The 22,207-nt window shown below is 45.5% G+C and carries 21 protein-coding genes and 1 other RNA gene; 20 read left to right on the forward strand and 2 right to left on the reverse strand.

Going from position 1 to position 22,207, the window contains the following annotated elements:
- The 20 genes from JEU20_RS01335 to JEU20_RS01430 all read left to right on the forward strand — a co-directional run bounded on the left by JEU20_RS01335 (position 1) and on the right by JEU20_RS01430 (position 19,549).
- The gene (locus tag JEU20_RS01335) at positions 1–1,332 is read left to right on the forward strand and encodes an ATP-binding protein (protein ID WP_198243275.1); all 1,332 of its coding nucleotides are present in this window, start codon (positions 1–3) and stop codon (positions 1,330–1,332) included.
- A gap of 90 nt (positions 1,333–1,422) precedes the next feature.
- Positions 1,423–1,519: signal recognition particle sRNA small type (gene ffs / locus JEU20_RS01340), an RNA gene on the forward strand.
- A 33-nt stretch (positions 1,520–1,552) separates the two neighbouring features.
- Complete coding sequence (gene dnaX, locus JEU20_RS01345) at positions 1,553–3,166, forward strand: DNA polymerase III subunit gamma/tau (RefSeq protein WP_198243277.1); 1,614 nt, start codon at positions 1,553–1,555, stop codon at positions 3,164–3,166.
- A gap of 12 nt (positions 3,167–3,178) precedes the next feature.
- Complete coding sequence (locus tag JEU20_RS01350; protein ID WP_198243279.1) at positions 3,179–3,502, forward strand: YbaB/EbfC family nucleoid-associated protein; 324 nt, start codon at positions 3,179–3,181, stop codon at positions 3,500–3,502.
- Complete coding sequence (recR, locus tag JEU20_RS01355; RefSeq protein WP_198243281.1) at positions 3,503–4,099, forward strand: recombination mediator RecR; 597 nt, start codon at positions 3,503–3,505, stop codon at positions 4,097–4,099. It abuts the gene before it with no gap.
- Between the two features lie 17 nt (positions 4,100–4,116).
- Entirely contained in the window at positions 4,117–4,455 is a 339-nt protein-coding gene (locus JEU20_RS01360; RefSeq protein WP_198243283.1) for a histidine triad nucleotide-binding protein, read from the forward strand.
- A 1-nt stretch (position 4,456) separates the two neighbouring features.
- On the forward strand, positions 4,457–5,299 hold the full coding sequence (locus tag JEU20_RS01365; protein ID WP_198243285.1) for a CvfB family protein: 843 nt from the start codon (positions 4,457–4,459) through the stop codon (positions 5,297–5,299).
- Between the two features lie 39 nt (positions 5,300–5,338).
- Complete coding sequence (gene parC / locus JEU20_RS01370) at positions 5,339–7,576, forward strand: DNA topoisomerase IV subunit A (RefSeq protein ID WP_198243287.1); 2,238 nt, start codon at positions 5,339–5,341, stop codon at positions 7,574–7,576.
- Between the two features lie 21 nt (positions 7,577–7,597).
- Positions 7,598–8,320, forward strand: coding sequence for a DUF445 family protein (locus JEU20_RS01375; protein ID WP_198243289.1), 723 nt, complete (start codon positions 7,598–7,600; stop codon positions 8,318–8,320).
- A gap of 5 nt (positions 8,321–8,325) precedes the next feature.
- Positions 8,326–9,099: an alpha/beta fold hydrolase gene (locus tag JEU20_RS01380; protein ID WP_198243291.1), complete on the forward strand. Its 774-nt coding sequence runs from the start codon at positions 8,326–8,328 to the stop codon at positions 9,097–9,099.
- 397 nt (positions 9,100–9,496) lie between these two features.
- On the forward strand, positions 9,497–10,375 hold the full coding sequence (locus JEU20_RS01385; protein ID WP_198243293.1) for an S-methyl-5'-thioadenosine phosphorylase: 879 nt from the start codon (positions 9,497–9,499) through the stop codon (positions 10,373–10,375).
- Between the two features lie 31 nt (positions 10,376–10,406).
- Positions 10,407–10,934: an adenine phosphoribosyltransferase gene (locus JEU20_RS01390; protein WP_198243295.1), complete on the forward strand. Its 528-nt coding sequence runs from the start codon at positions 10,407–10,409 to the stop codon at positions 10,932–10,934.
- A 7-nt stretch (positions 10,935–10,941) separates the two neighbouring features.
- Positions 10,942–12,003, forward strand: coding sequence for an S-methyl-5-thioribose-1-phosphate isomerase (mtnA, locus tag JEU20_RS01395; RefSeq protein ID WP_198243297.1), 1,062 nt, complete (start codon positions 10,942–10,944; stop codon positions 12,001–12,003).
- Positions 12,004–12,014: 11 nt separating this feature from the next.
- Positions 12,015–12,887 carry a glucose-1-phosphate thymidylyltransferase RfbA gene (gene rfbA / locus JEU20_RS01400; protein ID WP_198243299.1) on the forward strand — a complete coding sequence of 291 codons (873 nt, stop codon included), beginning with the start codon at positions 12,015–12,017 and terminating at the stop codon, positions 12,885–12,887.
- Positions 12,888–13,448: a dTDP-4-dehydrorhamnose 3,5-epimerase gene (gene rfbC / locus JEU20_RS01405; RefSeq protein WP_198243301.1), complete on the forward strand. Its 561-nt coding sequence runs from the start codon at positions 12,888–12,890 to the stop codon at positions 13,446–13,448.
- Positions 13,445–14,317, forward strand: a complete 873-nt coding sequence (rfbD, locus tag JEU20_RS01410; RefSeq protein ID WP_198243303.1) for a dTDP-4-dehydrorhamnose reductase — start codon at positions 13,445–13,447, stop codon at positions 14,315–14,317. Before rfbC ends, rfbD begins: the two co-directional genes overlap by 4 nt.
- Positions 14,314–15,342: a dTDP-glucose 4,6-dehydratase gene (gene rfbB, locus JEU20_RS01415; RefSeq protein WP_198243305.1), complete on the forward strand. Its 1,029-nt coding sequence runs from the start codon at positions 14,314–14,316 to the stop codon at positions 15,340–15,342. The genes rfbD and rfbB overlap by 4 nt, the downstream gene beginning before the upstream one ends.
- A 23-nt stretch (positions 15,343–15,365) precedes the next feature.
- Positions 15,366–15,926, forward strand: a complete 561-nt coding sequence (locus tag JEU20_RS01420) for a sugar transferase (protein ID WP_198243307.1) — start codon at positions 15,366–15,368, stop codon at positions 15,924–15,926.
- A gap of 82 nt (positions 15,927–16,008) precedes the next feature.
- Entirely contained in the window at positions 16,009–17,841 is a 1,833-nt protein-coding gene (locus tag JEU20_RS01425; RefSeq protein WP_245395051.1) for a polysaccharide biosynthesis protein, read from the forward strand.
- 112 nt (positions 17,842–17,953) lie between these two features.
- Positions 17,954–19,549 (forward strand): peptide chain release factor 3, encoded by a 1,596-nt coding sequence (locus JEU20_RS01430; protein WP_198243309.1) that lies wholly within the window; start codon positions 17,954–17,956, stop codon positions 19,547–19,549.
- A 52-nt stretch (positions 19,550–19,601) separates the two neighbouring features.
- On the opposite strand, the gene JEU20_RS01435 is transcribed toward JEU20_RS01430, so the two are convergent.
- Both JEU20_RS01435 and JEU20_RS01440 read right to left on the reverse strand, forming a co-directional pair.
- Positions 19,602–20,399 (reverse strand): ketopantoate reductase C-terminal domain-containing protein, encoded by a 798-nt coding sequence (locus JEU20_RS01435; RefSeq protein WP_198243311.1) that lies wholly within the window; start codon positions 20,397–20,399, stop codon positions 19,602–19,604.
- A gap of 133 nt (positions 20,400–20,532) precedes the next feature.
- On the reverse strand, positions 20,533–22,119 hold the full coding sequence (locus JEU20_RS01440) for a hypothetical protein (RefSeq protein ID WP_198243313.1): 1,587 nt from the start codon (positions 22,117–22,119) through the stop codon (positions 20,533–20,535).
- Positions 22,120–22,207: the final 88 nt, after the last annotated feature.

A 22,207-nucleotide genomic window follows, 5' to 3' on the forward strand; every position in this document is an offset into this window, starting at 1 on the left:
GTGAAATTTAATTCACTCAGGTTTAGACTGGTCATCACGGCGGGGCTAGTTCTGGTTATATTTTTCGTCATCGTCGGTTTTGTGCTAGAGCAAGCCTTCGAACGCAGTGTCGAACAAGCCCTGAAAGAAAAGCTGCGTATTCAGATTTATGCTTTATTGTCAGTGGCTGAAATGGACAAAGCCTTACGTCTGACTATGCCGGAATTACTCCGCGAACCGCGTTTCAATCATCCGGCTTCAGGGCTTTATGCCATGATTCATTTATCGGACGAATCACTGGTGTGGCGCTCGCCTTCCGCCGTAGGTATTGATTTTCCGATGCCTGAAAATTTACCACAAGGTAAGTTTGTATTTCAGAAAACCCCCAAATTCTATGTTTTACATTATGCCGTTTTGTGGGAAAGTCAGGATAAGTTTCAACGCGCCTATATTTTTACCGTTGCCGAAGATGCGCCGATTGTTGATCAGCAAGTGGTGCATTTCCGCATGATTTTAATGCGCTGGTTATCGGCGGCCGTTTTTTTATTGTTATTGATTCAAATCGTATTATTACGCTGGGGGCTGAAGCCGTTAAACCGGATTGGACACGATCTGAAATTGATCGAAAAAGGTGTAAAGCCACGGCTTGATGGCAGCTATCCATCGGAGCTTGAAGGGCTGGTCAACAGCTTGAATGGTCTGATTCAGAGTGAAAGAGCGCATATGGAACGCTATCGCAACACATTGGCAGATTTAGCGCATAGCCTGAAAACGCCGTTGGCGATTTTACAAGGCAGCGTTAATAAAGATGCCATGGAGCCTAAAATCATCCAGATGCAAATCAGCCGCATGAACGACATTGTGGAATATCAACTGCAAAAAGCTGCGGCAAAAGGCCAAAAGAAAATAACCGGGCGTACGGATCTGGTTAAGGTCACGCAAAAAATTATCGGTTCACTGGAAAAAGTCTATCATGACAAAGTGATCGATTTTTCATCTAACTTACCAGAAACCTGTCCTGTGTATTGTGAGGAAGGTGATTTATACGAAATCATTGGCAATCTGTTGGACAATGCTGCTAAATGGTGTCGGCACCAGGTCAATGTTTCGCTGAAAACACTAAACGATAGTGATTATTCCATCGTTCTGATTATCGAAGATGATGGCCCTGGCATTGCTGCCAATAAAATCCAGCATATTCTACAGCGAGGTATGCGTGCCGATGAAAACACGGCAGGGCACGGCATTGGCATGGCGGTGGTGAATGAATTGTTGGGATTGCTGAATGGTAAATTGGTTGCCGCTAAGTCTGAAGATTTAGGGGGCATGCAATGGCAGGTTTTTTTACCCTGAAAAAAAACGGCAATAAGCTATTGCCTATTTAGTCGGATTGCCGCATAATACGCGCTCTTTCAGGCTCGCCCTGAAACATTATGGTTGCCGTATCGGTCCTCTCGCAACGATACGCTGTAAACCCCGCCAGGCCCGGAAGGGAGCAACGGTAGCAGCGGATTCGTGTGCCGGGATGTGGCTGGTATGGCAACCACCCATATTCCATACTCTTCGAGTCTCTATGGCTTATCAGGCTCTAGCCAGAAAATGGCGCCCCCGGACGTTCTCAGAAATTGTAGGCCAGCAACACGTCAGCCAATCGCTGATTCATGCCCTGCAACATGACAGGCTGCATCATGCCTATTTATTTACAGGCACTCGCGGCGTCGGCAAAACAACTATCGCCCGGATTCTGGCCAAAGCCATCAACTGTGAAAATCTGACTGACTTCAATCCTTGCGGCCAATGCGCCGTTTGCCAGGCTTTCGATCAAGGCCGGTTTATGGATTTAATCGAGGTTGATGCTGCCTCACGCACCAAGGTCGAAGATACCCGGGATTTGCTCGATAACGTGCAGTACGCGCCCAATCAGGGACGCTATAAAGTGTATTTGATCGATGAAGTGCATATGTTGTCGGGGCACAGCTTCAATGCGCTGCTGAAAACCCTGGAAGAGCCACCCGAACACGTCAAGTTTTTGCTGGCGACCACCGACCCGCAAAAGATTCCGGTCACGATTTTATCGCGTTGTCTGCAATTTAACCTCAAACGTCTTTATCCTGAGCAGATTGAAAAACAAATGGCGTTTATTCTGCAACAGGAAGGCATTGAATTTGAAAATAATGCCCTAGCTCTTTTAGCGCGTGTGGCTGATGGCAGCATGCGTGATGGTTTGAGCATATTAGACCAAGCCATCGCCTATGGCAATGGTGCTGTGCACTATCAAACTGTTTTGCAAATGCTAGGAACAGTTTCTGAACAGTCCTTGAATGCCTTATTGGAAGCTCTGGCCGCGAATGATGGTTTGGCGGTACTCAATAAAGTCGCTGAAATGGCCGATTTAACGCCGGATTTTGCCGATAGTTTGCAACAACTGCTGAGGATGCTGCACCGGATTGCCCTGACGCAGCAAATTCCGGCGCGTACCGAATATGAATTCGATCCCGCATTCATTCAACAGATGGCTGAACAAATGTCGCCAGAAGATGTCCAATTGTTTTATCAAATTGGTGTGATGGGACAAAAAGAACTGGATTTAGCGCCTGACCCGCGCACCGGCTTTGAAATGATTCTGCTGCGCATGCTGGCCTTCAAACCGGCCTCTAGCACATCGACGCCGGTATCGACTCCGCCATCACACAATAAACAAACGACAGTGGCAAAAAATGTCACACCGAAAGCGACCATTCCGGCCGCAAAAGAACCGCAGACACCGCCTCCGGCCCAAACAGCGCATGCATCACCTGCAGTGCAACCGGAAAATGACTGGCAGGCGATGATTGATGCGATGAATCTGCGTGGTATGACGCGGGAGCTGGCCAATAATTGTACGTTTGACGGCGTCGATGAACAATATTGCTATTTAAGCATCGAACCTTCGCATAAAAACCTGTTGGGTGGAAAAAGTGAAGAGAAACTGCTGAAAGCGCTGCAAACCTATTACAATAGGCCGCTTAAATTAAAAATCGGCATTGAAAAAACGGATAAAATGACACCGGCAAAAAAGGCACAGCTACAGCAGCAAGCTGAGCAACAAGCGGCCGTCGAAGCCATCAATAATGATGACAATGTCAACGCATTAAAAGAAGAATTCAATGCCCGTGTGGTAACCGATAGCATTAAACCGATTAAATAGCAGGAGAAGATTATGAAAAATGCACTGGGCAATATCATGCAACAAGCCCAAAAAATGCAGGAAGACATGAAAAAAGCTCAGGAAGAGCTGGAAAATATGGAAATTACCGGCGAATCCGGTGGTGGTCTGGTCAAAATTGTCATGACAGGAAAACGCGAAGTCAGAAAAGTCAGCATCGACGATTCTCTGGTCACAGACGATAAAGATATGTTGGAAGATTTAGTCGCCGCCGCTGTCAACGATGCGGTTAGAAAAGTCAATAAAACCAAAAAAGAAAAGATGGCCGAAGTGACGGCCGGTATCCCGTTACCTCCTGGTTTCCAGATGCCATTTTAAATGTCAGAAACAGGACTGGTTAAACAACTGATCCGTAGCTTGACTTGCTTGCCTGGCGTCGGTCCCAAATCGGCCCAGCGCATGGCGTTTCATCTGCTACAACATGACCGCAGTGGTGGCCAGCATTTAAGTCAGGTGTTGCAGCAAGCCATGACTAAAATCCGGCATTGCGAAAGCTGCCGCACCTTGACTGAACAAACCTGCTGTGAGCTCTGTCAGCATCCGGGAAGGGACGACTCTGTACTATGCGTGGTCGAAAGCCCGGCCGATGTCTGGGTGATCGAACAGTCTACTGCGTTTAAAGGCCGTTATTTTGTTCTGCATGGCCATCTATCGCCGATTGACGGCATCGGCCCAGATGAATTAGGTTTTGATACACTGGAACAAAAACTCGCCACTGCTGAATTAAAAGAAGTTATTCTGGCCACGAACGCCACGGTCGAAAGCGAGGCAACCGCACATTTAATCGCTGAAATGAGTCAAAAATATAACATCAAGGCGACCCGTATTGCGCATGGCGTGCCGATGGGGGGCGAGTTGGAATATATCGACAGCAGCACCCTGATGCATGCATTTAAGGGGCGACAAGCAGTTTAAAAACATGAGGATTTACTATGACAGACTGTCTATTTTGTAAAATGGCGAACGGGGAAATCAAGCCCGATATCGTCTATGAAGATGACACCGTGTTGGCGTTTCGGGATATCAATCCGCAAGCACCGGTACATATCCTGATTATCCCGAAACGCCATATTGCGACATTGAATGATTTGGATGATGCCGAACTAGCCGGGACTTTGTTATTAACGGCAAGTAAAATCGCTCACCTGGAAAATCTTGCAGAAGACGGTTATCGCACCGTATTCAATTGCAATAAACAGGGTGGACAAGAGGTTTACCATATCCACCTGCATTTGTTGGGTGGCCGCCAAATGACATGGCCACCGGGTTGATATGTTGAAAATAGGACGCTTTAACAGCCTCAAAATCGTCAGAAAACGCGATGATAGCGTTTGGCTAGAGGGTACAGCAGAACAGGAGCTGATGCTGCAAGACCCGGCTGTCGCCGATAAACAGGAAGGTGATACGCTCGACGTGTTTATTTACACCGATGGCCAGGGTGGTTTACTCGCCACGCTAAAAAAACCAAAGGCGCAAGTGGGTGAGGTGGCTTTTTTGCCAGTGGTGGCGACCGGTAAGGTCGGCGCCTTTCTGGACTGGGGGCTGCCAAAAGATTTATTTGTACCGTTTAGTGAACAAAAACAAAAAATGCAAGTGGGGCGGTCCTATCTGGTGCGCCTGTTTCTGGACGAAGACAACCGCATAGCGGCCTCAACCATGCTGGATGATTTTATTCTGGATGAGGCAGTTTATCTAAAACAAGGCGATGAGGTCGATTTAATGATCGCAGGGCAGACCGAGTTAGGTTACAAAGCCGTGGTCAATCATAAATTCTGGGGTTTGTTGTACAAAAACGAAACCTTCCAGCCTTTAAAAATCGGCCAGCAATGTCGAGGTTATATCAAACAAATTCGCCCGGATAAGCGTATCGATCTGATTCTTGATCGCGCTAAATTTGCCGATAAGGTCGATCAGGTCTCTGATGCCATCATGCAGGCATTGCAACAACAAGGCGGGCACCTGCCGCTCAATGACAAAAGCGCACCTGAAACGATTTACCGGCAATTCGGCGTCAGTAAAAAAATATTCAAACAAGCCATCGGTCGCTTATACAAGGCACGCCAAATCGAAATCAACGAAAACAGCATCAAGCAAGTCAACATACCGTCCGCATAAGCGGCTTTTTTCCAATCCACAGGTCACAAAGACAGCATCATGGGCTTACAGGAAAACTTTGAAAAACTGCCACTAAAGGATTTTACCGAAAAGGCGTATCTGGATTATTCCATGTACGTTATTCTCGACCGCGCCTTACCGCATATTGGCGATGGCCTTAAACCCGTGCAACGGCGTATCGTCTATGCCATGTCAGAACTGGGCCTGACCGCGCTGGCAAAATACAAAAAATCCGCGCGTACGGTCGGTGATGTACTGGGTAAATATCATCCGCATGGCGATTCGGCCTGCTATGAAGCCATGGTGATTATGGCCCAGCCATTTTCTTATCGTTATCCACTTATCGATGGCCAGGGCAACTGGGGTTCAAGCGATGACCCGAAGTCCTTTGCCGCCATGCGTTATACCGAATCACGGCTGACGCCCTATGCCCAAACGCTGCTTAGTGAATTAGGGCAGGGTACGGTGGAATGGGGAGATAATTTTGACGGTACCCTGAAAGAGCCGAAATTATTACCCGCCCGCCTGCCCAATGTCTTATTAAATGGAACAATGGGCATTGCAGTGGGTATGGCTACCGATATTCCTCCGCATAATCTGCGTGAAGTAGCGGCCGCCTGCATACAACTGCTAGATGATCCGGAAACCCCGCTGGAAAAGCTGATGATGGCGATTAAAGGCCCGGATTATCCAACCGAAGCTGAAATCATCAGTCCTCAGGCCGATATCGAAAAAATCTACCAGACCGGCAATGGCTCGATCAAAATGCGAGCAAAATACGAGAAAGAAGACCATAATATCATCATCACCGCCTTGCCGCATCACGTCTCCGGCGCCAAATTGATGGAACAGATTGCAGCACAAATGCTGGCTAAAAAACTGCCGATGATTGAAGATTTGCGCGATGAATCCGATCATGAAAATCCGACCCGGCTGGTGATTATTCCCAAATCGCGTCGCGTGGATACTGAAGCTGTCATGTCTCATCTGTTCGCCACCACCGATCTGGAAAAAAATTACCGCGTCAATCTGAACATGATTGGCTTAAATGGCAAACCTCAAGTCAAACCGCTGCGCCAGATTCTGACCGAATGGCTGGAATTTCGAACCGAAACCGTGCGCCGACGCCTGCAACATCGGTTGGATAAAGTGCTTGCACGCCTGCATATTCTGGAAGGTTTGTTAATCGCCTTTTTAAATATTGACGAAGTCATTCATATTATTCGCACCGAAGATGAGCCTAAACCAGTATTGATGAGCCGCTTCGGCATTACTGATCTTCAAGCCGAAGCAATTCTGGAATTAAAGCTGCGTCATCTGGCTAAGCTTGAAGAAATGAAAATCCGTGGTGAACAAAATGAATTGGAGCAGGAACGCAAAGCATTGGAAAAAACACTGGCATCGCCGCGTTTGCTGAATCGGCTGATTCGCAAAGAAATCGAATGTGATGCAGAAAAATATGGTGATGACCGGCGCTCACCCATCGTCGAGCGTTCGGCCGCTCATGCACTAGATACCACCGCACTGATCTCAAATGAGCCAATTACCATTATTTTGTCGCAAAAAGGTTGGATTCGCGCCGCCAAAGGCCACGATTTTGATGCCAAAAGCCTGAACTATCGGGCCGGTGATGGCTTTCTCGATTGTGCCTATGGCCGCACCACACAACCTGTCTATGTATTAGATTCAACCGGTCGGGTGTACATGACCACAGCTCATGATCTGCCCTCGGCACGCAGTCAGGGCGAGCCTTTGACCGGTCGATTCAAACCGCCGGCAGGAGCCTTGTTTAGCTACCTTTTGGCCGGCGATGATGAAGACAGCTACATCATGGCCAGCGATCACGGCTATGGCTTCAGATTACAACTGAAAGACCTGCAAACCAAAAACAAAGCCGGTAAAGCCGTGTTGACCCTGCCGGAAGGCGCCACCATACTCAAGCCAGCTAAAATCAGCGCCGTTGACGACGATTTACTGGCTGTCGTAACACAACAAGGGCGTTTGTTAATTTTTCCTGTCGCCGAATTACCAGCCCTGAAAAAAGGCAAAGGTAACAAACTCATCCAGATTCCACCGGCAGACTTAAAAGCCGGTAATGATCGTGTTATCGATATTCAAGTATTCAGCCCTGGACAGGAATTAGTGATTTTATCGGGAAAACGTCATTTAACCCTGAAACAAGTCGATATCGAGCATTATGCCTCCAGCCGCGCAAAACGTGGCTTGCACTTACCGCGTGGATTTCAGCGCGTAGAGGCTTTGGATGTTAAACCCTAAAACGGGAGGACAACGCAAACGATGAACATAAGGTTTAATAAAAGCCTGATTACCAATCTTATCGCGCTTGGCATCATTGTCGCCGCCTATTACAGTCCTTATCAAACCGAATTATTAAAATCGGTCGGCTTTTTTGCCTTGTCGGGAGCTATCACCAACTGGCTGGCGGTTTATATGCTATTTGAAAAAGTTCCCTTGCTCTATGGTTCCGGCGTCATTCCTAATCGCTTTGAAGAATTTAAATATTCCATCAAAGAATTGATGATGAAACAGTTCTTTACCGCCGACAATATTGAACAGTTTATCGAAAAAGAAGAGCAGCAGGGCAGTCATGTCCTGAATCTCGACCCCTTGCTCAATGCCGTAGATTACGACAAGATTTATGACGGATTGGTCAGCGCCATCATGGAATCCTCATTCGGCGCCATGCTGCAAATGATGGGCGGTGTTGAAGCGCTTGAACCGTTAAAAGAACCCTTTAAAGAAAAAACACAGACCATTTTGACCGAAATGGTTGAATCGGAACGCTTTCACAAAGCCTTACAACACAGTTTAAATGCCGAAAAAATATCCCAGGATATTACCCTCAGAATCGAGTCGGTCATCGACAAGCGCCTGAATGAATTAACCCCACAACAAGTCAAAGAAATGGTACAAACCATCATTCGTGAACACCTCGGTTGGTTAGTTGTCTGGGGCGGCGTATTCGGCGGATTGCTCGGTGCAGCCTTCAGCTTTATTTAAATGCCATGACAACGCCACTGACCTTACATTACGATGAATATGGTGAGGCTGGAAAACCTGCCTTGATTATTCTGCACGGCTTTTTCGCCTCATCCCGAAACTGGCGAGCCATCGCTCGCCAACTCCAAACCGAGTATCATATTTTTGTGCCCGATCAACGCAATCACGGTACATCGCCTCATGCAGAACCTATGGACTATCCAACGATGGCACAGGATATGGTCGATTTTTTGCAGCAACAGGGGCTCCCCAAAGCCCATTTTCTAGGACACAGCATGGGCGGAAAGGTTGCCATGTGGCTAGCCTTGCACCACCCTGAACGAATAGATAAATTAGTTGTCGCCGATATTTCCCCAACCGCCTATCAACACAGTTTTGACAACACCATTGAGGCTTTAAAAGCCATTCCGTTGCATCAGATCAAAAATCGTAAACAAGCCGACTTTTATCTAAGCCAAACCCTACACGATGAAAGCTATCGTCAATTTTTGTTACAAAATTTAGTCTTACAACATGGCGAATATCAGTGGCGGGTCGATCTGGATATTTTTCAACGCAATGCCGATAACATTGTTAGTTTTCCAGCCCCTAAAAGCGAAAAGCCATACACAGAACCGGCCTTATTTCTAGGCGGCGCAGAATCTGATTATATTCGAGAAAATGATGTCTACCGATATTTCCCCAATGCCATCATCAAATACCTGCCCAATGCTGCACATTGGCTGCATGTACAAGCGCCAGATGAATTTTGTGAACAGGTAAAGGCGTTTTTGCGATAAAACTCAACACCTTACATCCCCAAGCTTCGCGTAAGAACCCATATAGACACTTCAGACCACTGAGAACACAGAGAATGAAACCGTGTAGCATGGATGAACAACAGATATTTCAACAGAGTCGTTGATAACAGCATGAATCCAGACCACTCAAGGGTATTAAGTGATACAAACGATACCTCTGTGCGCTCTGTGGTTCTCTGTGTCGATAAGAAATAGAGGCCAGAGATGGCTTTTTCTTTCTCGGTAATGGTAAACGGAATGAAATTAAAGAGCCGCCGCGTAAATCAGTTATTTAAGCCGGGTTTGTTGTCCGGTTTTTTCAATTTTATGATACGGCTTTCTGTATAATCACAGCATAAATAAGTTTGAACCTAGCATATTTTGAACGAGATAAAAAATGACAAATAAAAATAACGCTTCGGTTATTGGCATAATTGGTGGAAGTGGTTTGTATGATATTGAAGGATTGCATCATACCCGTTGGGAAAAAGTCGAGTCACCATTTGGCGAGCCCTCTGATGAATTATTGTTTGGTGAATTGGACGGCCAACAACTGGTCTTTTTACCGCGTCATGGCAGAGGGCATAGACTATCGCCCTCTGAAATAAACTACCGTGCCAATATTGATGCCTTAAAACGTGCGGGTGTCAGCGATATCATTTCTGTGAGTGCGGTTGGATCGTTACAGGAGGATTTATCGCCCGGAACGTTTGTCGTTGTCGATCAATTTATTGATCGTACCTTTGCGCGGGAAAAGTCATTTTTTACCTCCGGTTGTGTTGCCCATGTTTCAATGGCGCATCCTGTCTGTCGTCGTTTGGGGGATCGTATAACAGATGTCGCCTCTGACATGGATATCAAACTTGTTCGAGGCGGAACATATCTGGTCATGGAGGGGCCTCAATTTTCCAGTCTGGCAGAATCTGAGCTTTATCGGCAATGGGGCTGTGATGTGATTGGTATGACGAATATGCCGGAGGCGAAATTAGCGCGTGAAGCGGAAATATGCTATGCCACCATTGCTATGGTCACTGATTATGATTGCTGGCATCCGCAGCATGATGATGTGACTGTTGAGCAGGTTATCCAGATTTTACAGCACAATGCCAACAATGCCCGCCATTTATTGGCCCGCTTGTTACCACGATTGAATGACCCCACCGCGGTATCATGCGCGTGTAAACAGGCTTTACAGCATGCGTTGATTACAGCACCGGAAGCGAGAGATCCAGTATTGCTGGAAAAACTAGATGCCGTTGCCGGCCGTGTTCTATAAATAGTTTAAAAAGGAAGCAAAGAGACAGAATATGCCTATAAAATCCCTTATTCGTACCGTCCCGCATTACCCGAAACAAGGTATTATGTTTCGGGATTTTACAACCTTGTTAAAAGACCCGGTTGGGCTAAGAATGACGATTGATGAACTGGTCAAACGCTATGCTGACCAGAAAATTGATAAGGTCGCCGGGATCGAGTCGCGCGGCTTTATTGTCGGTACGCCATTAGCCTATTTATTAGGCGTCGGCTTTGTCCCGATTCGGAAGAAAGGAAAGTTGCCCGCCGAAACTATCGCCCATGAATATGATCTGGAATATGGCTCAGATTGTATTGAAATACACACCGATGCTATTCAGGAAGGTGATCGCGTTCTGGTTGTCGATGATTTGCTGGCGACAGGAGGGACCGCAGAAGCGGCCGTGACGTTAATCAGCAAGATGGGTGGTGAAATTGTCGAATGCGCTTTTGTGATTGATTTACCCGATATTGGTGGACGTCAACGTTTGGAGCAACAGGGCTATCAGGTATTTGCACTGACTGAATTTGAAGGAGACTAACGACGCAATGAATGCTCCATTACAGAAGGTTGAAACATTGCGCTGGCGAAATGATTATCTGGAAATGGTCGATCAGCGTATCTTGCCGGCCGAATTTAAAATGATCCGTTTTGATTCAGCCGCAGAGGTTGCCGCAGGTATCCGCGATATGGTTGTTCGGGGCGCACCGGCTATTGGCGTTGCTGCAGCTTATGGTATTGCGCTTGAGGCAAGGCGTTTGCAAGCAGAAAATGAACAAACATTTAAGTATGGGGTGGAGTCTGCATTTAAGCAGTTGGCCGAAAGCCGCCCTACTGCGGTAAACCTGTTTTGGGCGTTAGACAGAATGAAAACAGTTTGGCGATCACTGCAACAAGAGAGTACTCAAACTATCGCACAACGGTTGTTGGAGGAGGCTGAAGCTATTTTCAGTGAAGATATTCAAATCAATCGTGCTATCGGCGCGCATGGTGCCGAGTTGTTAAAAAATGGTGACAGGATTCTAACCCATTGCAATGCCGGTGCATTAGCGACAGCAGGGCATGGTACAGCTTTAGGAGTTATTCGGTCGGCGGTTGAAGCCGGAAAAAAAATATCCGTTATCGCCGATGAAACCCGACCCTTTTTGCAAGGCGCACGACTGACAGCCTGGGAAATGGTGCAGGAAAATATTCCGGTGACCCTGATCACCGACAATATGGCCGGTTTTATGATGAAAAGCGGGGAGGTCGACGCCGTGATCGTCGGGGCGGATCGCGTTGCCGCTAATGGCGATGTCGCCAACAAGATCGGCACCTATATGCTCGCTGTGCTGGCAAAACAACATGCTATTCCATTTTATGTCGCCTGCCCGCTCTCTACTCTTGATTTTTCGATTGCAACAGGGGATGCTATTCTAATTGAAGAGCGTAGTGGACATGAAGTCACAGGCTTTCGAGATTGTCAGTGGGCAGCGGCAGGCGTAAATGTCCGCAACCCGGCTTTTGATGTGACACCTGCCGAATTGATTACAGCGTTAATCACCGAAAAAGGCGTACTTCATTCACCAAATACGGAACGGCTTCAACACAAACTTATTTGCAAAGCATAAAGGTAAAAACGATGAAAGGTATCATATTGGCGGGTGGCGCTGGCTCAAGGCTGCATCCATTGACTTTGGCAATCAGCAAACAACTGATGCCTGTTTATGATAAACCGATGATATATTATCCGCTGTCAACGCTGATGTTGGCAGGTATCCGGGATATTTTACTCATATCGACACCACAAGATTTGCCGCATTTTAAGCACGTATTAGGCGATGGTTCGCAATGGGGTATTAATTTATCCTATGCAGAACAACCTCGCCCCGAAGGTTTAGCACAGGCATTTATTATCGGTAAGGACTTTGTTGGCCAGGACGCATGTGCACTGATTCTGGGCGATAATATTTTCTACGGCAAAGGTATGGTCGAACAAATGCGTTCAGCGACAGAGAATGAAGAAGGCGCGACCGTATTTGCCTATCATGTTAACGACCCCGAGCGTTATGGTGTGGTTGAGTTTGATGCCGATGGTATGGCTAAATCCATCGAAGAAAAACCGGCCCAACCTAAATCACATTATGCAGTAACGGGTATTTATTTTTACGATAACCAGGTCATTGATATTGCGGCCGATTTAAAGCCCTCGCCGCGCGGTGAGCTTGAAATAACTGATGTTAACCGTATTTATCTGGAACGCGGTGAATTACGCGTAGAAACCTTAGGTCGTGGTACGGCATGGTTGGACACGGGAACGCATGAATCATTACTGGAAGCGGCCAATTTTGTCGAAATTCTTGAAAAACGCCAAGGCCTTAAAATTTCTTGTCCCGAAGAAATAGCCTGGAATCTGGGATATATTGATGACACGCAATTGCACTCCCTAGCGGTAGCATTAAATAAAAATGCTTACGGACAATATTTGTTAAATCTTTTAAATGAGGCGAAATAAATGGAGATTATCAAAACCGCGATTCCCGATGTCCTCTTGATCAAACCAGATGTATTTGGCGATCACCGTGGCTTTTTCCTTGAAACCTGGAATAAAGCGCGTTATATCGCGGCCGGTTTTCCTGATGTCGAGTTCGTTCAGGACAATCATTCTCGTTCCCGCAAAGATGTTTTACGCGGCTTGCATTATCAGCACCAGCATCCGCAAGGCAAGCTGGTTCAGGTTGTAACTGGTGCCGTATTTGATGTGGCTGTTGATATTCGGCGGGGTTCACCAACATTTGGGCAATGGGTGGGTTATGAGCTGACAGAAGATAACCATTTTCAATTCTGGGTTCCGCCAGGTTTTGCTCACGGCTTTTGTGTGTTATCCGAAACGGCCGATTTTACCTACAAATGCACGGATTTTTATCATCCTGAAGATGAAGTGGGGGTGTTATGGAATGATCCTGAAATCAATATTGAATGGCCTACGGCGCATGCAACCTTATCAGAGAAAGACCAAAATAATGCTGTTTTAAATGCAATCCCTGAACACAAGCTCCCATACTACGAGATATGAAAATTATCGTAACAGGTTGCCAGGGCCAGGTAGGTCAAGAGCTTATACAGCAGGCTCAGGCATTGCACTGGGATGTCATCGGTGTCAATCATCAATCGCTAGATATTACAGACCTTGAGGCTGTTAATAGTACGATTAAACAGGTCAACCCTGATGCTGTAGTCAATGCCGCCGCTTATACCGCTGTCGATAAAGCCGAAACCGAAAAGGCGTTGGCATTTGCCGTTAATCGTGATGGTCCTAAAAACTTAGCTAAAGTCTGTTCGCAAATGGATATCCCTTTGCTACACTATTCCACCGATTACGTTTTTGATGGTCGGAAAACAACAGCCTATGCCGAAACCGATACAACTGCGCCGTTGGGTGTTTATGGTGAAAGTAAATTGGCGGGTGAACATGCCATTGTTGATAGCTGCAAAAAGTACCTGATTTTTAGAACCAGCTGGGTATTTTCCGTTCATGGCAGTAATTTTGTAAAAACCATGTTGAAACTAGGCGCTGAACGTGAAGAGTTAGGTATTGTTGCCGATCAGTTTGGCAAACCGACTTCAGCTTCAGAAATTGCTCGAATTTCATTGCATATCCTTCAACAGCCCATAAAAAATTGGGGTATTTATCACTTAGCGCAACCCGACCCTATTAGCTGGCATGGTTTTGCTCAGGCATTGTTTAAGCAGGCAAGTGATGAAGGCATGGTGTTTAAGCTTAAAGATATACGTGCTATCACAACTGCAGACTATCCAACGCCCGCCAAACGACCGGTAAATTCGGTGTTAGATTGTCAGGTATTAGAACAAACATTCAAACTTAATATCAGACCGTGGCGCGAATCGTTGGCGCAGGTCATCAAGGAGCTCGTGAAACAATGACAGAATACCAACCTAAAGTCATGCTCGTCACCGGTGGTGCAGGATTTATCGGCTGCAATTTTGTGCGTTATATGCTGGAACACGGCAGCACGGTCAAAATAGTCAATTTAGATGCCTTAACCTACGCCGGCTCATTAGATAACCTGCAGAATTTGCCGGACGAGTCGCGTCATATTTTTGTGCAGGGCGACATTTGCGACCGTGAATTAGTCGATAACGTGTTACGCGACCACCAAGTCGATACCATTGTGCACTTTGCCGCCGAAAGCCATGTTGACAATTCTATCAGTGGCCCGGGGGTTTTTGTACATACCAATGTCATGGGTACATTTACCTTGCTTGAAGCTGCACGCAATTATTGGCAGCAAGCGCAGGGCTGGGATCAGAACCAATGCCACTTCCATCATATTTCTACCGATGAAGTGTATGGAACATTAGATAAAAATGACCCGGCTTTTACCGAAACTACGCCTTATGCGCCAAATTCGCCGTATTCAGCCTCAAAAGCGGGTTCGGATCATTTAGTACGGGCTTATTTCCATACCTATGGGTTGCCGGTGACAACTACGAATTGCTCTAATAACTATGGGCCTTATCAGCATACCGAAAAGTTGATTCCAACCATTATCAAAAATGCTTTGAATCAAACGCCTATTCCGGTTTATGGTGATGGCTCCAATATCCGCGACTGGCTCTATGTTGAAGATCATTGTTCCGGTATTGATACCGTCATTCGAAAAGGCGAGCGCGGTGGTGTCTTCAACATCGGTGGCCATAACGAATGGGCTAATATTGATATCGTAAAACATATCTGCCATCTGCTGGATGAATTTAGGCCGCAAGGTGCACCGCATGATAGACTGATCAGCTTTGTCACTGACCGTGCCGGTCACGATTGGCGTTATGCTATCGATGCCGAAAAAATGAACACTGCGTTTCAATGGCTGCCGGCTGAAACCTTTGAAACAGGGATACGGAAAACGGTTGCATGGTATTTAGACCGGTTGCCGATTGATAACGCGTAGATGCAGAAAAGAACGCTTCATAGATGAAAAGACTTTTTGATGTGTTGCTTGCCGCTGCGGTAGCGGTGCTGTTATTGCCAGTGATTGTTTTAGTGGCGCTGGCGGTTAAACTGACATCAGAAGGGCCAGTGCTTTATTGGTCTGATCGTGTCGGTAAAGATAATAAGATTTTTAAGATGCCCAAATTTCGCAGCATGAAGACAGGTGCGCCGGCAGTCGCTACACATTTGCTACAAAATCCAGATCAGCTGTTAACGCCAATAGGCCGATTTCTACGACAGTCTAGCCTGGATGAATTACCGCAATTATGGAGCATTCTGAAAGGCGATATGAGTTTCGTTGGTCCTCGGCCGGCCTTATTTAATCAGGATGATTTAATTCAGCTCAGAACTGAAAAAGGTGTGCACAAGCTGGTGCCTGGATTAACCGGCTGGGCGCAGGTGAATGGACGCGATGAATTACCTATTCCTCAGAAAGTCGACTTGGATGTGGAATATCTTGATCGACAGTCTTTTGTATTCGATTTAAAAATTCTGTGCTTAACCTTTCTTAAAGTCATTAAGCAGGATGATGTCTCTCATTAACCCAGTCTTTTCAATAAAAGTTATCGTGGTTGGGCTGAGGTAATCCTACTTTTAATTTTGTTCAATGGTATTTTAAAAACTTGTGAAAATTCGTTTTCGTTCCCGTACGACTGTATTTATTCATGATTTTCTGATGGTGCCTGTCGCTTGGTTGGGTGCATATTGGATACGTTTTAACTTACAGGAAATTCCTGTCAATTATTGGGATTCTGCACTCACTTATTTGCCTTGGGTGATGGGGTTTCAAACCGTTGTATTTTGGCTATTTGGATTGTATCGTGGAATTTGGCGGTTTTCATCGATTCCAGATTTGATTCGGATTATCAAAGCGGTTTGTGTTGGCGCATTTGTCATTGCCTGTGGCTTATTTTTATATAATCGACTAGAAGGCGTACCGCGTAGTGTGATTGTTTTGTATGTCATGTTGTTGCTACTGCTGTTAGCGGCACCACGATTTCTTTATCGATTATGGAAAGAAAAAGCGCATTTTCAGACTCAGGGTAAGCGGGCATTGATTGTAGGTGCCGGTTCTGCGGCCGAATTGCTGGTGCGTGATTTATGTACCAGTCCTGATGCTGAATATCAGCCAGTTTTGTTGGTTGATGATAATAAAAATCGCTTACATCGTGAAATTAGAGGCGTCCGTGTCGGTGGCACGATCGATGATATTCCAGAGTTGATTCGACAATGGGATATCGAAGCCATTTTAATCGCGACACCCAGTGCCGATGAGCGGCAAATGCGACGTATTGTGTCCTATTGTGAAGCCAGTCAGCTTCCATTTAAAACATTGCCATCGGTTAACGAGTTATTAAGCCAGAAAATCACCCAAGAAAGTTTAAGAGATGTATCGATTGAGGATATTTTAGGGCGTGATCCAGTCAAACTGGATTGGAAGCATATTTCAGCCAGTTTATGTGACAAGGTAATTTTGGTTACCGGAGGGGGTGGGTCGATTGGTTCTGAATTATGTCGGCAATTAGCCCGGATGAAACCTAAGCGTTTAGTCGTCTTTGATCAATCGGAATACAATCTTTATTGTCTGGAGAAGAACCTAAAAGATGCGTTTCCCGAACTGGTGTTTGATATTGTTTTGGGCGACGTTGCCGATAATATAGCGATTGATGCGGCGTTTGCGAGCTATCACCCAGCTATTGTGTTTCATGCGGCCGCTTATAAACATGTGCCGATGTTAGAGCATCAGGTCAGGGAAGCCGTGCATAATAATTTGATCGGCACCCGGCATGTGGCCCATTGTGCGATTAAATACGGTGTGCAACGATTTGTATTGATTTCGACGGATAAGGCTGTCAATCCAACCAATGTGATGGGGGCGACCAAGCGAGCAGCGGAAATTCTTTGCCAGAATCTGGACAAAGAAGATTCAACTCGCTTTATTACGGTTCGTTTTGGTAATGTTCTGGATTCGGCCGGTAGCGTTGTCCCGTTATTTCGGGAGCAAATTAAGGCGGGTGGGCCAGTCACGGTGACCCATCCGGACATTACGCGTTATTTTATGACGATTCCGGAGGCTTGCCAGTTGATTATGCAGGCTGAAGCTGTCGGCAATGGCGGTGAAATTTTTGTGCTGGATATGGGGCAGCCTGTCAAAATAGCCTATCTGGCGGAACAAATGATTCTGTTGAGTGGTAAGAAACCTGGGCAAGATATTGAAATCAAATATGTTGGTTTGAGACCCGGTGAAAAATTATATGAAGAGTTGTTTCATGAGCAGGAAGCCATGATCAAAACGGAATTTTCAAAGTTGTATTTAGCCAAAGCCAGATCTTATGACTCGAATTGGCTGGAACAGGTGGATCAATTGGATGTGTTTTGTCAAAAACGGGATGAGCAAAAGATTCGTGAGCTGCTAAAGCAATTAGTACCCGAGTTTAACCCAGCTCTGCCGCTGTAGTGCCGTTGCTCTTTGTTGCCGCTCATAATGATATTTGGCTTATGATATAATTTTGTGCCTATTACATTTCATTCCCACCTAATATACTGTTTTCAAATAAAAAATCACTTGAATGAATTCACAATCTAATCCGTTACTGACTCACGAAATTAACAGACGCAGAACGTTTGCCATTATTTCGCACCCTGACGCTGGGAAGACAACCATCACCGAAAAACTGCTATTGTTTGGTGGCGCTATTCAGTTAGCCGGCTCCGTAAAGGGACGAAAAGCGGCTAGACATGCCACCTCTGATTGGATGGAAATGGAGAAAGAGCGGGGGATTTCGGTGACAACCTCGGTCATGCAGTTCGAGCATAATGACTGTGTTCTGAATTTATTGGATACGCCAGGGCATGAAGACTTTTCTGAAGACACCTACCGAACGCTGACTGCGGTCGATTCAGCTTTAATGGTGATCGATGTCGCTAAAGGCGTTGAGGACAGAACCATTAAATTGATGGAAGTTTGTCGCCTTAGAACCACGCCAATTCTAACCTTTATCAATAAACTCGACCGGGAAGGACGCGACCCGATTGATCTGTTGGATGAAGTAGAAAGTGTACTGAATATCGCATGCGCCCCGATGACCTGGCCTATAGGTATGGGGAAACGATTCAAAGGTGTCTATCATCTGTATAAAGATGAAATCTTACTGTTCAGCCCTCATCATGGCGGTAAAATCATGGATGCCGAGGTTATAAAAGGTCTGAATAACCCCAAATTAGATGAGATACTCGGCTATCAGGCTGATGAATTGCGGGAGGAAATTGAACTGGTGCGTGGCGCCAGTCATGAATTTAATCATGATGATTATCTGGAAGGGCGTTTAACTCCGGTATTTTTTGGCTCGGCGATTAATAATTTTGGCATTATTGAATTACTTGATGCTTTTGCTGAGTACGCGCCTCCACCTAAATCTCGCCAAGCCGAGCAGCGCGAAGTATTACCTGATGAAGCAAAATTTACCGGTTTTATATTTAAGATTCAGGCTAATATGGATCCTGCTCACCGAGACCGAGTCGCATTCATGCGGATCTGTTCCGGCGTTTTTGATAAAGGCATGAAGTTATCTCATGTGCGCATAGGTAAAAAAATCCAGGTTGGTAACGCCATTACCTTTCAGGCAGATAGTCGAAAAAATGTCGATACTGCTTATCCAGGCGATATTATTGGTCTGCACAATCATGGCACGATACAGGTGGGCGATACCTTTACAGAAGGTGAAACACTGAAGTTCGGTGGCATTCCGTATTTTGCGCCTGAACTGTTCCGACGTGTGGTACTGAAAGACCCATTGCGCTCAAAGGCCTTGCAAAAAGGCTTGATTCAATTGACCGAAGAAGGTGCAACGCAATTATTCAGACCACTTAAAAACAATGATCTGATTCTGGGTGCGGTGGGTGTTTTGCAATTTGATGTGACGGCACACCGTTTGAAAACGGAGTATAACGTCGAATGTATTTATGACACGGTTAGTATCAATACAGTACGCTGGGTGACTTCTGATGATGCCGCCAAACTGGAAGAGTTCAAGAAAAAAGCGTTTGATAATCTGGCAATAGATGGCAGCGGGTTTCTGGTTTATTTGGCCAGCAGTCGGGTTAATTTACAATTAACCGAAGAACGCTGGCCAGAAATTACCTTTAGTGCTACGCGAGAATTGTAAGTTTAGCTCCCTTGTCATTGTCACACTATAAAACTGTTTATATATTTTTTTATCAATTGTTGATGGCAAAGCTGGACTCGCTGTCGGTGAGGTTTTTATAAATTTCTGAAAGGGTAGGCGTTTCAATTCCGGCTTGTTCGGCATAAGCTAATGCTCTCTCCAGCCGGGATTGCGCTCGGCGGCCTAGGCACTTGCGATTTGGACAATCGGCAATGCCTTCGGCCATGCCATCAATCAGTTTTTGTTCATCTAATGTTGTTTCACTCAACCAAGCCAGAATTTGTACGGCCTCTTTGGCCACGGCAATAGCTAACGGGCGGTGTTTTTCCCATAATTCTCCAACGCTGCAGTTTTCGATAAGGCCGCAAATATTGACAGTTAAAATATAGAGCGCCTTACGCAGTAATTCATAAAGCAATTCATCATTGTTATGTAATTTTTTTGTCGGAATGCTTATTGCATTCAATGCTTCAATTAAAATATCGGCCTTTGGACCAAAAACAGGGGTGTACAGTATATTGGTCAACGCTATATTTGGTTTTTTTTCAAACCAGACGACGGCAACAGTGGGATCAGGAATATTGAATTGTCGCCAGTCTCGTGGCAATAATTCGTTCTGAATCAGAGCAATCTTATCGTGCCAGACTGTGGGGAGTTTTTCCAGTACGTGGTGTAATTCTTGTTCTTGCACGGCAATTAACACCAAGGCAGGGTCGGCTACTTCCTGGCTTAATGTCTCGACATTAGTTTGACGGGTCACAGGAATGACCGGGTAGCCGCAGCGCAGAAAACCACGCGCAAATTCACCGCCTAATTCACCAATGCCAATAATGATTATAGGTTTTTTCATATCATCCCCACTTTTAATTCATAGGTTTGCCGATTCAAGGCACACAATATTTTGCAAGAATACTGCGTTTATGCAATGGCCTCAAGCCACTTGTGCCACAGATATTCCGAAATCAGTACATGAAAAGTATGCGTTAAATAAAGTCAAACCCCTTTTTTTTAGGCTGTACTTTTGCAACTTGTTTTTCCTCTAACCGACCACACTCAAATTGCCAATAGCCTAAACCGATATTGGTACGATTATTTAAAATGATCGGGAAATTTTCGTTGTTAAAAAACAGGCGTAACAAATCACCACGTTTTAAGGAAAATGAATCCAAAATAATATAAGTTTTTTCAGTATTGTCTTTTTTGACCGCATAAAGCAGGGCTTTTTGTGGAGGTACTTCATTTTTATCGGCATCAAAAGGAATATAAGTAGCCGGAAAAACTTGCTGCGAGATGAGTTTGGGTTCAAAGATGAGTTTATTATCTTGTTTCGTCAACTCCAACCGAGTGACTACGGCGAGCGCTCTTTGTTGAGGCATTGCATCGATACGGCGGAAGCTGACCAAGCTGCCAATAGAAAGTGCATTCGTGCGATTGAATTCAATGCTTAAAGACTTTTCTGAAAATGATTCTGCTCGAATTTCATCCTGTAAGGGGCTTTTGGTCTGAATGAGATTGGATTGGAGTTCATAGGTCGCATCCAAACCTATCGCAGCCAGACGATCAATTCGATCGCTAAACAAAGGCGTATTTTGCAGGGAATTTCCTTGCCAGCTCTGCGCTAATTGATTGAAAAGGTCTGAAGCGAGTTTAGGCTGATGATTGCTATTTTGCCTGGAGGGGTTATAGCGGAACTCTTGCGGATCAACCCATTTATCGACTTGTTGGCAGATCTTGTTTAAACGCGTCAGATCGATAAATAGACGTGCCGATGAATCCGGGGTGGCCTGGCTTGCAAAAAATGGAGGGATATCTTCATCGGTTTGAATCAAACACTGTTTTGCCATCGCATTAACAGGCTCTTCTTGCAAACTGACGAGTGAGGTTAATTTTTCAATAAAATGATAACAAAGCGTAAACTCACGTTGCATCAGTGTGGAGGGGTCGGCCAGACTCAATAGTAAGATCTGTTTGTAACAGTCCTCGACCGAGCTTTTATGCGATATATTACTGGCATCAGGGATTTTGACCGTTTCCTTTTTATGTTTTTTGCTTAATTTATACAGCGAATGAAGATCAATCCAGACCCATTCCGGAACCGGTTTGTTCATGATGAAATGCGTCAGGGCAATAGTGCTTAGCCCCTTCAACGTGCGCTGTAAAGCCAAACCTAAGTGTTTGCTCTGGAACCAACTGATATTGCGCTGTGAAAGTTGTCTGACACAAATCCAGTAGCCGATACAGAGTTGTTTTTCAAGCGTTGAAAGAACGCCCATGATTTTTTGTTCGTTAAGCGTTTTGGGGAAACCTGTCTGGATTAAACGTGTGCGTAAATAGTCTTGAATCTGGAGAAAGTGTGGCCGAATGATTTCTAATGCTGTCAAACGATCGGTCGCAGGCATTTCTACGCTATTCATATCGGTGAGTTGGTCGAGCAACAGACGTGTAGATAGCGATGGGTTTGCCGCAGGCAGGTCGGCAACCCATTGCCTTAAATTTGATTCTTCATAAGATAGAATCAGTTCTGGAGCTTTTTTTTGTTCAGGGATGACCAGAAAAAAAGAATTTCTCACAGATTTTCCATAGTTAAGTAGATTGTTTGATAAAGTACTATAGCCAATAAGTTTAGCGTATTTAATTGCTGCAAGCGCAGCAAATTAG

The organism is methane-oxidizing endosymbiont of Gigantopelta aegis (assembly GCF_016097405.1).
Lineage (GTDB): Bacteria > Pseudomonadota > Gammaproteobacteria > Methylococcales > Methylomonadaceae > Methylomarinum.